The organism is Flagellimonas maritima, from assembly GCF_003269425.1.
Classification (GTDB): domain Bacteria; phylum Bacteroidota; class Bacteroidia; order Flavobacteriales; family Flavobacteriaceae; genus Flagellimonas; species Flagellimonas maritima.
Window position 1 is genome coordinate 1,301,767 of sequence record NZ_CP030104.1, and the last position, 13,114, is coordinate 1,314,880.

The following is a 13,114-nucleotide window of genomic DNA, read 5'->3' on the forward strand; positions in this document are numbered from 1 at the left end:
GGTTTTTGGAAGGATTTACAATAGAGATAAATCCAATAAACCCTTGCAGGTCTGCAAGGGTTTATTATTATATGCGATATTTACACTTTTAATTGTTCTCGAATGAATATCATCCTTACTGGATCAACAGGGACACTCGGTTCTCAAATTCTTTTTTCATTACTTGAAAACAGATTTGATATTCTTGAAAAAGTATACCTCATTGTACGCAAGAAAAAATTGACTTCCCCAAAAGAAAGGGTTTTAAAAATGCTTGATAGTAGTGCAGCTCCAAAATTTATTGGGATGCATAAAGAAGAGCTTACTAAAAAAACAATCGTAATTGGTGCGGATAGGTTGTTGGAACCAAACAAATTTCTTGAGGAAAACAAAAAATATTATTTTATTCACTCGGCAGGCTACGTTAATCTTTCCGTAAATCCTGATAGTAAAGAGGAGATTTTTAGAGAAAATCTTGCACTTACCCAGTCTATATTCGAAGTGTATTCGACCTACCTTAAAAAATTCATATACATAAGCACTGCATTTTCCATCGGTAAATTAGATGGGTTATTGAACGATAATTACGTAAATGTAGAACAGAAGGAATATCGCAACTTTTACGAAGCATCAAAGCATGCAGCGGAAAAATTTTTGGTTAAAGAAGGAATCAAAAAAGAAATCCCGATTCAGATATTGCGCCCTAGTGTTTTGGGCGGAAATATTATGGACAAACCAAGTTTCTTTATTTCAAAGTACATGGTATTCTACCTTTTTGCAAAGTTCTTCTACCGTAACACCTCGGTCGATTCTGTACGGATACAGGCAAATATCGATAGTAAACTAAATATTATCCCTACGGATTATGCAGCCAAGGTAATTGCCAAAGTATTTGATACCAATGTTCAACAACTCAATATCGTTAATTCTGAAGGCACCAATATCTTTAACGGAATTTCAAAAATCCTGGAAACGGTCAATTTTAAAAATTTTAAGCTTACGCAAGAGCTAATTACTACTGCATCTGAATTTGAAAGTTCGTTGGAACAGTTTTATTATGAGACCATTGGGGTGCATCTTACACCATACCTGACTTCAAAACCCTATGAGTGGGATACTACGTTGTTGGAAAGTATTTTGCCCTTGCCCAAGTATAATCTAGAGGATTATCTTGTAGCTACGGTCGAATTTGCTAAAATGAACGGTTTTAAAAATCAGCGATGGTAATTTTTATAAAGAATGGATAATAAATGGTTTGAAATAGAAAACGTAGAAACGATAGACTCGCCTTCAGTTGCGATCTTTAAAAACCATGTGGTGCACAATATCAAAGAAATGGTCGCTTTGGTCAATGGCAAGGTTGAAAGATTGATGCCACATGTCAAGACCAACAAAATGCCCAAAATAATGCAATTGTTGATGGATGCTGGGATCTCCAACTTTAAGGCTTCGACCATTTCCGAGGCAGAAATCGCTGCGGAGACGGGAGCAAATTCAGTTTTGATTGCGCACCAGTTGGTAGGGCCCAAAGTAGACCGATTTCTTTCTTTGATCTCCCATTTTTCAGAAACGACGTTCTCGACTCTGATCGATTCTATTGAAACGGCCGAATTATTGAACTCCAAAGCCAGCAAAATAGATATAAAAGTCAACATTTACATTGATATCAATAATGGTATGGACCGTTCAGGAATCAAGATTGGGACAGACTTGGATAAGCTTATTATTTTTTTGAAGGATTGCAAGGCGCTTCAATTTAAAGGATTACATGTATATGATGGACATTTACGCGATGCTGATTTTTCAACCCGAAACGAAAAAATAGAAAATGGATTTGTAACGGTAACCGATTATTTCCAAAATCTTAAAAAAGAGTATCCTTCGATTCAGATGATTTGTGGGGGAACACCTTCTTTTACCTCTCACCTATTGAACAAAGACCGAATTACCAGCCCTGGAACCTGCGTGCTTTGGGATTGGGGATACAGTGAAAAGCTAACGGAACAAAACTTTAAGTACGCCGCACTGTTGGTAACCCGAATCATTTCCAAACCTACCGAAGGTATTGTTACATTGGATTTAGGCCATAAATCTGTTGCACCGGAAAACCCAATCGACAAAAGGGTAAAGTTTCTTAATTTGGAAGATTATGAATTGCTCTCGCAAAGTGAGGAGCACGGTGTTCTAAAGGTTCGGAATTGGGAAGAGCTTCAAATCGGCGATGTCCTTTATGGCGTTCCTTACCATGTTTGTCCAACCATAAACCTTCACGATGAAGTATCCGTAATCGAAAATGGTCAAAAGACCAATACCTGGGAAATCACTGCTAGAAAACGTAAAATAAACTTTTAAAAATAAAAAACCTCACTGGTTAGCGAGGTTTCTTTTATATAATAGTAAGAGGTGTTTATTAAGCCTCAAACGGCTCAATGGAAACAAATGATTTTCCGCCAGCTTTCTTTTGAAATTTTACAATACCATCTACTCTTGCATGCAATGTATGATCTTTCCCTAAATATACATTTTCGCCTGGGTTGTGCTTGGTGCCACGTTGCCTAACAATGATGTTACCGGCAACGGCAGCTTGTCCACCAAAAATCTTAACGCCTAAGCGTTTTGATTCTGACTCTCTACCGTTTTTTGAACTACCTACACCTTTCTTATGTGCCATGATATATAATTTTTAGTTCTTTTCTTATTTACTTAAAGCTTCTATCAATTCTGCTTTCTTCATTGAAGATATTCCGGAAATTCCTTTGGCTTTCGCCATTTCCTTCAATTCAGCAACCGTTTTTGCACTCAAATCCTCGGTCTTTTTGGAAGCCTCTTTTTTTGGAGCTTCAACCTTAGTTTCTTTAGCTTTCTTTGCTTCTGTAGTTTTCTTTACTTCTGTAGTCGGTTTTTCTGCCTTGGCTTTAGTTGAAGTAGCTTTTTTAGCTCCTTTGGCCAAAATACTTTCTACAACAATCTCTGTTAAAGACTGTCTATGTCCGTTTTTTACACGGTATCCTTTACGTCTTTTCTTTTTAAAGACAATTACCTTATCACCTTTAAGGTGTTTTATTACTTTGGCCTCTACGGCCGCACCTTCTATGACCGGGGCGCCAACGGTAACGTCACCTGCGTCGTCCAAAAGAAGCACTTTATCAAAAGTTACTTTTTTACCCTCTTCTGTCTGCAAACGGTGAACGTACACTTTCTGGTCTTTTGCAACTTTAAATTGCTGCCCTGCCATCTCTACAATTGCGTACATAATGCGTTTATTAAATTTATTTATTTGTGCTTTATCAAAATTAGCGGGTGCAAATATACTGCTAAATCCTTAATTCACAAGTTATATTCAACCATTTGACCCATTATTTTTTTGGATTATTGGAGGTTTTAAAAAGCTGCATAAAAGACAATGTTAAAACCAAAGCAGTTGCAAATCCCATTATAGCTACCGTAAAGAAAACTATCCCTTCGAAATTAGCATAGTCTTTTGACCAAACTTTGGAGAGTTCGTCTAAAAAATCAACATCCAACTCAGTCGCATATAGTGCAAAGAAAACAGTGAAAAGCAAGGTAGCCACAAAACCTGTTGTAACGCCTGCCGTAAAACCTTTTCCATAAGAAAATTCCTTTCCCAGTCTTAGTTTTGTATATTTTATGGTTTCATAGATTCCAAACCCCGTGATAACTCCATTAAACAAGCTAAAAAAGACATTGGTATGCTTGCCCATAAGGGATAAAATCAAAAAATAAGCCATTAGACAGGCACTGGTAACTATTCCAAAACGGATAGGCAGTGTTATATTTTTCATTTCTTACAATTTTTGGTGGATGTTTAATTTACTGAATGTTGGTGAATTATACTAAAAATCTTGTTAAAGACTTGGTGTGTATTCTGCTTAACCTTTATATTTTAAACTGTTTTTGTGTAACTTCCATCGCTTTATTTATACAAATACATTTAATACATAAACACAAAGTTCGCTATTATGAAAAAACTCTTACTATCAACATTTTTCATACTCACAGCAAGCAATTTTCTTGTAGCTCAAGAAGTTACTTTTGAAGAGTATGATCTAAACAATGGCCTGCATGTGATTTTACATCAGGATAATACTGCGCCAGTAGTAACTACAGCAGTTATGTACCACGTGGGGTCTAAAGATGAAGATCCACAAAAAACAGGTTTTGCCCATTTTTTTGAACATCTCTTGTTTGAGGGAACAAAGAATATAGAACGTGGGGAATGGGACAAAATAGTCTCGTCCAACGGCGGTAGCGGAAATGCCAATACGTTTTTGGATAGAACCTATTATTACGAGACATTCCCGTCCAATAGTCTGGAAACAGGCCTTTGGTTGGAATCTGAAAGATTGCTTCACCCCATTATAGGCCAAATAGGTGTCGATACGCAGAAAGAAGTGGTTCAAGAAGAAAGAAGGCTACGGGTGGACAATTCCCCTTATGGAGCTTTTTTCGATGAGATTTTGAAGAACCTCTATACAAAGCATCCTTACAGATGGGGGGTAATCGGATCTTTGGACCATTTGGCAAGTGCAACGCTGGATGATTTTAAGAACTTTAATAAAGTCTACTATGTTCCGAACAATGCCGTTTTGGTAGTTGCAGGGGATATTGATAAGGAAAAGACAAAAAAATTGATTTCCGACTACTTTGGACCAATTCCAAGAGGAGCCGATATACAGCGAAAAGAAATAGTGGAAGACCCCATTACGACAACAATAAATGCTGAATACCGTGACCCAAATATTCAGATTCCTGCAATATTATTGGCTTATAGAACCCCTGGTCAAGCGGAAAGAGAGGCATATGTCATTAATATGATATCAACTTATTTAAGTGACGGGGAAAGTTCAAAGCTTTACAAGAAATTGGTAGACGAGAAAAAAATGGCGCTTCAAATATTTTCAGTGCCAATAGATGCCGAAGATTATAGTTCTTATATTGTGGGAGCCCTTCCAGTGGGCGAAAATTCCATTCAGGATTTAAAGAAAGAAATTGATGAAGAAATTTTAAAGGTACAATCAGAATTGATTTCTGAAAAAGATTATCAAAAGCTACAGAATAAGTTTGAAAACAGGTTTGTAAATGCAAACAGCAGCATTCAAGGAATTGCGAATTCCCTTGCCGAAAATTATATGCTTCGTGATGATACCAACCTCATCAATACAGAGATAGATATTTACCGCTCCATTACTCGAGAAGAAATCATGGAAGTTGCTAAAAAATATCTCAATACAAATCAAAGGTTGGAGCTAGAATATTTACCAGAACAAAAAGAAGCCAATTAAAATGAAAAAGTATATAATTCTTTCTTTACTATCCTTGTTTATGATGGTATCGTACGGACAAATAGATAGAACCAAACAACCAAAACCAGGACCTGCACCAAAAATAAATTTACAAGAACCAGCACGCTTCAGCTTAAATAATGGGCTAGAGGTCATGGTCGTTGAAAACCACAAATTACCAAGGGTTTCCATGCAATTGACTATTGACAACCCTCCAATTTTACAAGGAAACAAGGCGGGCGTGGCAGATTTAACATCAAGCTTAATGGGCAAAGGCTCCAAATCAATTCCTAAAGATGAGTTTTACGAAGAGGTAGATTTTCTTGGTGCAACCATAAGTATAGGTGACCAAAGTGCATCGGCACGCTGTCTCTCAAAATATTTCCCTAGAATTTTGGAGCTTATGGCAGACGCATCCATCAATCCAAATTTTACACAGGATGAATTTGATAAAGAAAAAGATAAGCTTCTTACAGGAATAAAATCACAGGAAAAAGATGTTTCTGCCATTGCTACAAGGGTTCAATTGGCTCTTGCTTACGGTAAAAATCATCCTTATGGTGAAATTACCAGCGAGGAAACCGTTAACAATGTTAGGCTAGCAGATGTAGAACAGCATTACAGATCATACTTTGTACCTGCCAATGCTTATCTGGTAATTATTGGGGATGTTGATTTTAACAATGTAAAGGAACTCGTGACCACGTATTTTACACCTTGGTCCAAAGCGGTTCCTCCCTCATTTAGTTATTCCAAACCAACTGATGCACAATATGCTCAAATTAACTTTGTAGATGTTCCAAATGCAGTACAGTCCGAAGTGGCCGTGCAAAATATTACCGAACTCAAAATGAAGGACGAAGATTATTTGGATGCCCTTTTGGCCAATAGAATTCTTGGAGGTGGTTCCCAGGCAAGACTCTTCAAAAATTTGAGAGAAGATAAGGGTTATACCTATGGTTCCTATTCTTCCGTTAGAGATAATAAATACAGTCCTATGCGTTTCAGTGCCTACGCAGAAGTAAGAAATGTAGTTACTGATAGTGCCGTAGTCCAAATTTTGGGTGAAATCGATAATATGATTACTGCGCCGGTAAGTGATGAAGAGCTCAAAAATGCCAAGGCTAAATATGCAGGAAGTTTTGTAATGGCACTGGAAAAGCCTGAAACAATTGCAAATTATGCTTTAAATATAGAAACTGAAGATTTACCAGAGGATTTTTACAAGACCTATTTAGAAAGAATTGAGGCCGTTACAATTGCAGATGTACAAAATGCTGCGCAAAAATACTTTTCCACTGATAATGCAAGGGTTGTGGTTACAGGCAAAGGAAGTGAAGTCTTGGAAAATCTTGAAAAGGTAAGTTTTGATGGCAAAAAATTACCTGTTCTCTATTATGATAAATATGCGAACAAAACAGAAAAGCCCGACTATGAAGCTGCGATTCCTGAAGGCATAACTGTTGACGCCATACTTGCAAAATATATAGAAGCCATAGGAGGTAAGGAAAAGCTAGAGGCTGTTGAATCTTATGCCATGATTGCAGAGGCAGAAATGCAGGGAATGAAATTGGAACTGGAAATGAAAAAAACCACCAAAGACCAATTTATGCAAGATATAAAAGTGATGGGCAACTCCATGCAAAAACAGGTTTTGGATGGAGATAAGGGCTATATGGTGGCTCAAGGTCAGCGTAAGGACCTTTCCGATGAAGAAATAGTTAAAGTAAAAGAGGAATCGGCAGCTTTTCCTGAACTGAATTATCTGGCGGCAGGCAATATAACATTGGAGGGCGTTGAACCCGTTGGTGATAAAAAAGCCTATAAACTCAAAATAACAGATGCCAAATCCGCTTTTTATGACATGGAAACCGGTCTTAAGCTTCAAGAAGTACGAACTGAAGAAGTACAAGGACAGCAAATGATAAATACGCTGGAGTATAGTGATTATAAAGATGTATCAGGAATCAAATTTCCATTTAAGTTATCACAGACTATGGGACCACAAAGTTTCGATTTTCTTGTAAAGGAAATCAAAGTTAATGAAGGAGTTTCAGCTGCTGATTTTGAATAAGATAAAGTCAATTTTTATTGGAAGACGCCCTTTGTGGCGTCTTTTTTTTGTTCACAAGATAAACTCCCAACAAAATTACCAGAGCTGCCAATAACTGTTTGATCGAGAATTTTTCGCCATCGATCAAGCCCCAAAAAATACCAACAATTGGAATCAAATACGTCACCGATACAGAAAATACCGCATTGGAGATCTGAACCAATTTGTTGAACATTACTTTCGCGACACAGGTACCCATTATGCATAGAATAACGATGTAACCCAATGAGCTCAAAAAATATGGGCCTTCAACTACTTCCTTATCCAAAAAACCTGAAAAAAACAGAATAACTATGCCTGGCAACAAAATCACAGAAAAATTTCCAACTGCGATACCCATTGGGGAAACATCCTGAAGTTTATTTTTAATAATATTGGCGTTGCACGCATAACAAATGGTGGCAATAACTACAAATCCTGCATACCAATAATTTTGATCTGGATTCACTTTTGTCCCGAAGAAAATAAGAAAAGCTGCCCCCACTAATCCGATGGTAACCCCTAAAAACTGGTTCTTGGTAAATTTAACCCCAAAAGCCATTAATCCAATAAATAAAGTAAAAAGAGGAACCAGGGAGTTCAATATGGATGCAATACTACTATCTATTTCGGTTTCGGCATAAGCAAACAAAAACATTGGGACAAAGCTTCCTATTATACCGGAAACCCCTACCCAAAACCATTCTTTTTTTGAAATAGTTCTTAAAGATCTAAATCCGATAATAAAAAGAAAAAGAGCTGCCATAACAATCCGTACAGCTCCCAACTGAATTGGGCTAAAACCTTCCAATCCTTTCTTTATTAATATATAGGATGTGCCCCAGATTACAGAAAGTACGATAAGATAAACCCACTTACGGTTTTGTTTGCCCACAGTTGAATGTTGAGAGATGCAAAAGTGCATCTTATTTGAGACTTTTTTGTGTTTTATAGCTTAATTTAGCGTTGCTAAAGCATCAAAATTGAAACATTCAATTGTATACGGATTCGTATTGCTCTACTTAATGGCCATGGTCCGCCCTATTGGCCCCATGTTGGAGTACATTATCTACGAAGACTATATTACTGAGTTTTTATGTATCAATAAGGACAAGGTGGAATTACAGTGTAATGGTAAATGTTACCTTATGCAACGCCTTTCCGAACAGAACGACGAGAAAAAACAGAACCTTCCAAAAATAGCCTTGGAAGAATACCCTATAGGTTTTGTTGATGTATTATTTTTTGACTCTAAGAAAAAGGATACGGTTCCAAAGCAAAATGATTTTGTTTACAGGAATTCCTATACCTATTTATACACTTCTTATAGCTTTCATCCACCCAGCGCCCTTTCTTAACATAAGCTTACAAACATTTCTTTAGGTGATGCAACATATGTTGTAAAATAATCACCTACAATTCAATTTTATAAACTGATGAAAAATTATATATCGGCTATTTTTCTAATAGCCACCGCTGCATTCTATGCACAAGAAACAACTGATGAATCTGAAAAATGGTCTGCGGGCAGGCCAGACGGACATGCACCCATCTCTGTGATGGGAGACCACATGCATGGCAAAGGAGAATGGATGTTTTCCTATCGTTACATGTATATGAACATGGATGAACTCAAGCAAGGAAGTGATAATGCCTCTTTTAATGATGCCTTGGCAAATTATATGGTCACCCCAACAAAAATGCCAATGAACATGCATATGTTGGGCGTTATGTACGCCCCTAGCAACAAAGTTACTTTAATGGCAATGTTCAATTATTTATCCATGGAGATGGACCATATTACGCGAATGGGCGGAACATTTACAACTGAAGCCAATGGTTTTGGGGACATTCAATTTTCAATCCTTTATAGGTTCTTCAATAAAAATAAGCAAACACTACATGGGCAATTTGGCATCTCAATTCCCACAGGAAGTATTACGGAAAGTGATGTTACTCCAGCTACCGCTCCAAACGAAGTTGAATTGCCTTACCCAATGCAAATTGGTAGTGGCACCTTTGATCCTAGTTTGGCATTGACTTATTTGGGTCAAAATGAATCACTTTCTTGGGGAAGTCAAATAAGGGGAGTTTTCCGTTTTGGAGAAAATGATCGGGAATATCGTTACGGAAACCACTACAGCCTAAATAATTGGGTTGCCGTAAAAGCAAGCGATTGGGTAAGTATTTCTGCGAGATTGGAGGGACTTATTGTAGGCGAGATTGAAGGTGAAGACCCAAATTTGAACCCGATGATGGTTATAACCGCTGATACCAATAATTCTGGTGGAACTTTTATCAATTCAGGAATTGGTATAAACACTTATGTTCCAACGGGCAAGCTTAAGAATTTGAGGTTTGGCGTTGAATTTGGATATCCACTATACCAAGATTTGAATGGAATCCAATTAAGAACAAAGGAGACCATTACGTTCGGAACACAATACGCATTTTGATTGAATAAAGCTCGAAGACCCAGTTTTCGAACTTTAAAACATTAATCAATTCTTAAAAAAATAGAATGAAAAAATCAATTATAATTATATTGGCATTAGGTTTTTTGACATGTGAGGAAAAGAAAACAGCGTCAACTGCCAATTTAGACGAAAAAAAAGAAGTTGCAGAACAAAAAACAGAACGAAATCTAAAACCTGATGGGACACCTTATTCCGATAAAGAATTGGAAAACATGGGACACACCGAATCCATGGCCTTACTTTATGAAGTTCCTACAGATACCCTGAAAACCATTGGGATTTTCGTTTATGATGGTTTTTTTACTATGGACGCACTGGGGCCACTTTCGGTATTGAACAGCATGTATCCTACAAAAAAACTTCTGATCGGGCGGGAGAAAGGAATTATTACAAGTAGCGATAATATAAAAATTGAAGTTGATTATGGAATTGAAGATATAGACCAGTTGGATATGTTGGTCATACCTGGTGGCTTTATCCAGACCTACCAAGCTACCAAGGACCAAGAACTATTGGATTGGATACGTAAAATAGACCAGAACAGCAAATATACCGTTAGCGTCTGCACGGGAGCATGGATTTTAGGTGCTGCAGGACTGTTGGAAGGTAAAAAGGCCACTACGCATTGGTACCGTGCAGAGGAAAAGTTAGCTCAATACGGAGCAACTTTCGTAAAGGAACGCTATACCAATGATGGTAAGTACTGGACAAGTGCAGGTGTTTCCGCGGGCATAGATATGGGCTTGGCAATCGTAGATAAAATTTTGGGTAGAAATTACGCTGAATTTATAGCATTGAACCTAGAATATGATCCCCAACCCCCTTTTGAAAGTGGCCATCCCGACAAAGCTGACCGCGTGGTAACCATTATGACCGAGAAAATGTTCGATGAAGGATTAAAACCATATATTGAAAAATAGATACATTTGAAAAAATATGAAAAATGAAATATAGTATATTTTTGGCCGCCTTCTTGTTTTTGGCAATTAGCTGCAAACAAGGAGAAAAAGCTTCTGAAAAATCAACACAGATGGAAAACGTAATGGCAATCCATGACGAAGTAATGCCAAAAATGGGGAAGTTGGGCAAATTGGTCGGTGAACTAAAAAGTAAGGTTGACACTACTGAAACCGGACAACAGTATAAAGCGGCGATGAAAGATTTACAAGAGGCCAATGTTGCAATGATGGATTGGATGCAATCTTTTGGCAGCCGATTTGATTCTGATGAAATTCTTAATGGAAAGGAGCTCAGTGCGCAAAAACAAGAATGGTTGAATGAAGAGGAAGAAAATGTTAAGGCATTGAAGGAACAGATAAATTCCAGTATTGAAAAGGCTGAAAGTTTATTGGAAAAAGAAAAATAATTCTATTTTTTCCAACGCAATGTTTCCATAATCCTTCTGATATCTTTCTGCAAATAAACCGCTGCAGGAAGAATGGAATCATAATTGGGCTTGGCATAGAAATAGAGTGATCCGGTCACAAAATGGTCCGTACTGTCCGTTACATAAAACTGTGATTGGGATGCTGCGTTACCGCTTACTTCATAAAACATACCATAGACTCTTTCATCAGTATTGACAAAGGGCTGTTCCACAATATTATCCGCTTTTACCACATGCTCGTAAGATAGTTTTTGAGCATCGGTAAGCAAGGTTTTCAGATTATCTCTTACGGGCTTATAAGTAATATAGACAGAGCCTTTCATCATAGGATAATCCAAAATTAAAGAACAGTCTTTGTTTTCTTTAAGGTTTGATAATGTATTAAGTTCAAAAGTATACTTACAATTGGTTTTCAGATGTTGATATTGTGCATTGGGGTAATCCAAACGTAACATGGCACCAGGTTTGGGCAAAACCTCATCTCTGCAGCCTGCGATAAAAATTAAAATAATAAGATATGCAGTCCAACTATACTTCATTTGGCAATGTTACTTTGATACGTTTTAGTCTTTTTTTGTCCAAGCTCTCTACTACAAACCGATAATCTTTAAAAAGTACTTTCTCTCCCAACTTTGGAAAATTTCCCGAAATCTCCAAAACAAAGCCGGCAATGGTCTCGGATTCTCCCTTTTTACCTTCAAACAGCTCCTCGTTCTCTATTTTAACAACTCTGTAAAAATCTTTCAAAGTTGTTTTTCCATCAAACACATAGTTAAAGTCGTCCAATTTCGAGAATATCAAATCCTCGTCGTCAAACTCATCACTGATATCCCCTACAATCTCTTCGATTATATCTTCTAGAGTCACTATTCCTGATGTACCCCCATATTCATCTACCACAACGGCCAAATGATTTTTCTTCTCTTGGAACTCCAATAGCAGATCATCCAACTTTTTATTCTCAGGGACAAAATAAGGCTCCCGTATCAAGGACATCCAATTAAAATTTTTACGGTCAATGTAGGGCAATAGATCTTTAACATAAAGTACACCAAGAACATTGTCCATACTTTCTGAAAAAACAGGAATCCTGGAATATCCATTTTTCTTTATTTCTTCAATGACTTCTGGAAATTTCATTTCTTCGTTAAGTGCAAAAATATCTATCCGCGGGCGCATTACCTGCTTGGTATCTGTATTTCCAAAGGTTACAATACCTTCCAATATTTTTTGCTCTTCTTTGGTTGTATCTCCTTCTGAAGCCAATTCTAAGGCTTGAGATAGATGGTTAACACTTAAGCTGGATTTCTGCTTTCCCAGTTTTTCCTCAAGGTATAGCGTTGCAGAACGCATGGGGGCGCTCAATGGGGTAAAAATCGTATTCAATACCTTTAAGGGTATGGCCACAAACTGTGAAAATTGCACCCTGTTCCTGTTGGCATATATTTTTGGCAGTATTTCCCCAAACATCAATATAAGGAAAGTTGCCACAACAACTTCCAAAAGAAAGCGAACAGAAAGCACTCCAAAAAGGGTCTGATCAATCTCACTGAATATAGTATCACCAATAGAACTAAAAAGTAAAACGATACCAATGTTTATGGCATTGTTCGTAATCAATATAGTTGCCAGAAGCTTTTTTGGTTTTTCCAAAAGCTGAACAATGAGCTTGCCCCTAGATGCATCCTCTTCTTCAAATTCGTTCAAATTTGTTTGGGAAAGGCCGAACACGGCCACCTCAGCACCAGAAATAAGAGCAGAGCAGCAAAGAAGCAAAAAGAGTACGATCACTTTTATGGTGAAGATACCGCTAAAGGTGGTTAGGAAAAACGCCAAACAATAGGGGTCAGGGTCCAAATTTATAGTGCTTTAAACT

At 37.4% G+C, this 13,114-nt stretch carries 14 protein-coding genes; 8 read left to right on the forward strand and 6 right to left on the reverse strand.

The annotated features are described in order from the left end of the window. Window positions 1-102 precede the first annotated feature (102 nt). Window positions 103-1,206: an SDR family oxidoreductase gene (locus HME9304_RS05720; RefSeq protein WP_112377666.1), complete on the forward strand. Its 1,104-nt coding sequence runs from the start codon at window positions 103-105 to the stop codon at window positions 1,204-1,206. Between the two features lie 12 nt (window positions 1,207-1,218). Continuing rightward, entirely contained in the window at window positions 1,219-2,331 is a 1,113-nt protein-coding gene (locus HME9304_RS05725) for a D-TA family PLP-dependent enzyme (RefSeq protein WP_112377667.1), read from the forward strand. A gap of 58 nt (window positions 2,332-2,389) precedes the next feature. On the opposite strand, the gene rpmA is transcribed toward HME9304_RS05725, so the two are convergent. The 3 genes from rpmA to HME9304_RS05740 form a co-directional block, all read right to left on the reverse strand. Further along, complete coding sequence (rpmA, locus tag HME9304_RS05730; protein ID WP_112377668.1) at window positions 2,390-2,650, reverse strand: 50S ribosomal protein L27; 261 nt, start codon at window positions 2,648-2,650, stop codon at window positions 2,390-2,392. A gap of 24 nt (window positions 2,651-2,674) precedes the next feature. Beyond that, the gene (rplU, locus tag HME9304_RS05735) at window positions 2,675-3,232 is read right to left on the reverse strand and encodes a 50S ribosomal protein L21 (RefSeq protein WP_112377669.1); all 558 of its coding nucleotides are present in this window, start codon (window positions 3,230-3,232) and stop codon (window positions 2,675-2,677) included. Window positions 3,233-3,335: 103 nt separating this feature from the next. Next, window positions 3,336-3,782 carry a DUF4199 domain-containing protein gene (locus HME9304_RS05740; protein ID WP_112377670.1) on the reverse strand — a complete coding sequence of 149 codons (447 nt, stop codon included), beginning with the start codon at window positions 3,780-3,782 and terminating at the stop codon, window positions 3,336-3,338. A gap of 177 nt (window positions 3,783-3,959) precedes the next feature. Here HME9304_RS05740 and HME9304_RS05745 point away from each other — a divergent pair, with 177 nt between their 5' ends. Further along, window positions 3,960-5,282 (forward strand): M16 family metallopeptidase, encoded by a 1,323-nt coding sequence (locus HME9304_RS05745; protein WP_112377671.1) that lies wholly within the window; start codon window positions 3,960-3,962, stop codon window positions 5,280-5,282. A 1-nt stretch (window position 5,283) separates the two neighbouring features. Further along, entirely contained in the window at window positions 5,284-7,356 is a 2,073-nt protein-coding gene (locus HME9304_RS05750; protein ID WP_112377672.1) for a M16 family metallopeptidase, read from the forward strand. Between the two features lie 7 nt (window positions 7,357-7,363). Here the strand turns inward: HME9304_RS05750 and HME9304_RS05755 are convergent, their stop codons facing one another. Then, entirely contained in the window at window positions 7,364-8,269 is a 906-nt protein-coding gene (locus tag HME9304_RS05755; RefSeq protein ID WP_239023392.1) for a DMT family transporter, read from the reverse strand. 88 nt (window positions 8,270-8,357) lie between these two features. Between HME9304_RS05755 and HME9304_RS05760 the strand changes: the two genes are divergently transcribed. The 4 genes from HME9304_RS05760 (at window position 8,358) to HME9304_RS05775 (ending at window position 11,217) form a co-directional block, all read left to right on the forward strand. Next, window positions 8,358-8,732: a hypothetical protein gene (locus HME9304_RS05760; protein ID WP_239023393.1), complete on the forward strand. Its 375-nt coding sequence runs from the start codon at window positions 8,358-8,360 to the stop codon at window positions 8,730-8,732. A 78-nt stretch (window positions 8,733-8,810) separates the two neighbouring features. After that, window positions 8,811-9,830, forward strand: a complete 1,020-nt coding sequence (locus tag HME9304_RS05765; protein WP_112377675.1) for a transporter — start codon at window positions 8,811-8,813, stop codon at window positions 9,828-9,830. A 65-nt stretch (window positions 9,831-9,895) separates the two neighbouring features. Further along, window positions 9,896-10,771, forward strand: coding sequence for a DJ-1/PfpI family protein (locus HME9304_RS05770; RefSeq protein ID WP_112377676.1), 876 nt, complete (start codon window positions 9,896-9,898; stop codon window positions 10,769-10,771). A 23-nt stretch (window positions 10,772-10,794) separates the two neighbouring features. Further along, complete coding sequence (locus HME9304_RS05775; protein WP_112377677.1) at window positions 10,795-11,217, forward strand: hypothetical protein; 423 nt, start codon at window positions 10,795-10,797, stop codon at window positions 11,215-11,217. 2 nt (window positions 11,218-11,219) lie between these two features. Here the strand turns inward: HME9304_RS05775 and gldD are convergent, their stop codons facing one another. Beyond that, window positions 11,220-11,777, reverse strand: a complete 558-nt coding sequence (gene gldD / locus HME9304_RS05780) for a gliding motility lipoprotein GldD (protein ID WP_112377678.1) — start codon at window positions 11,775-11,777, stop codon at window positions 11,220-11,222. After that, window positions 11,767-13,095 carry a gliding motility-associated protein GldE gene (locus tag HME9304_RS05785; protein WP_112377679.1) on the reverse strand — a complete coding sequence of 443 codons (1,329 nt, stop codon included), beginning with the start codon at window positions 13,093-13,095 and terminating at the stop codon, window positions 11,767-11,769. Before HME9304_RS05785 ends, gldD begins: the two co-directional genes overlap by 11 nt. Window positions 13,096-13,114 lie beyond the last annotated feature (19 nt).

Coding starts and splice junctions, on each gene's coding strand:
- HME9304_RS05720 (WP_112377666.1), top strand. CDS start 103: ATGAATATCATCCTTACTGGATCAACAGGGACACTCGGTTCTCAAATT.
- HME9304_RS05725 (WP_112377667.1), top strand. CDS start 1,219: ATGGATAATAAATGGTTTGAAATAGAAAACGTAGAAACGATAGACTCG.
- rpmA (WP_112377668.1), bottom strand. CDS start 2,650: ATGGCACATAAGAAAGGTGTAGGTAGTTCAAAAAACGGTAGAGAGTCA.
- rplU (WP_112377669.1), bottom strand. CDS start 3,232: ATGTACGCAATTGTAGAGATGGCAGGGCAGCAATTTAAAGTTGCAAAA.
- HME9304_RS05740 (WP_112377670.1), bottom strand. CDS start 3,782: ATGAAAAATATAACACTGCCTATCCGTTTTGGAATAGTTACCAGTGCC.
- HME9304_RS05745 (WP_112377671.1), top strand. CDS start 3,960: ATGAAAAAACTCTTACTATCAACATTTTTCATACTCACAGCAAGCAAT.
- HME9304_RS05750 (WP_112377672.1), top strand. CDS start 5,284: ATGAAAAAGTATATAATTCTTTCTTTACTATCCTTGTTTATGATGGTA.
- HME9304_RS05765 (WP_112377675.1), top strand. CDS start 8,811: ATGAAAAATTATATATCGGCTATTTTTCTAATAGCCACCGCTGCATTC.
- HME9304_RS05770 (WP_112377676.1), top strand. CDS start 9,896: ATGAAAAAATCAATTATAATTATATTGGCATTAGGTTTTTTGACATGT.
- HME9304_RS05775 (WP_112377677.1), top strand. CDS start 10,795: ATGAAATATAGTATATTTTTGGCCGCCTTCTTGTTTTTGGCAATTAGC.
- gldD (WP_112377678.1), bottom strand. CDS start 11,777: ATGAAGTATAGTTGGACTGCATATCTTATTATTTTAATTTTTATCGCA.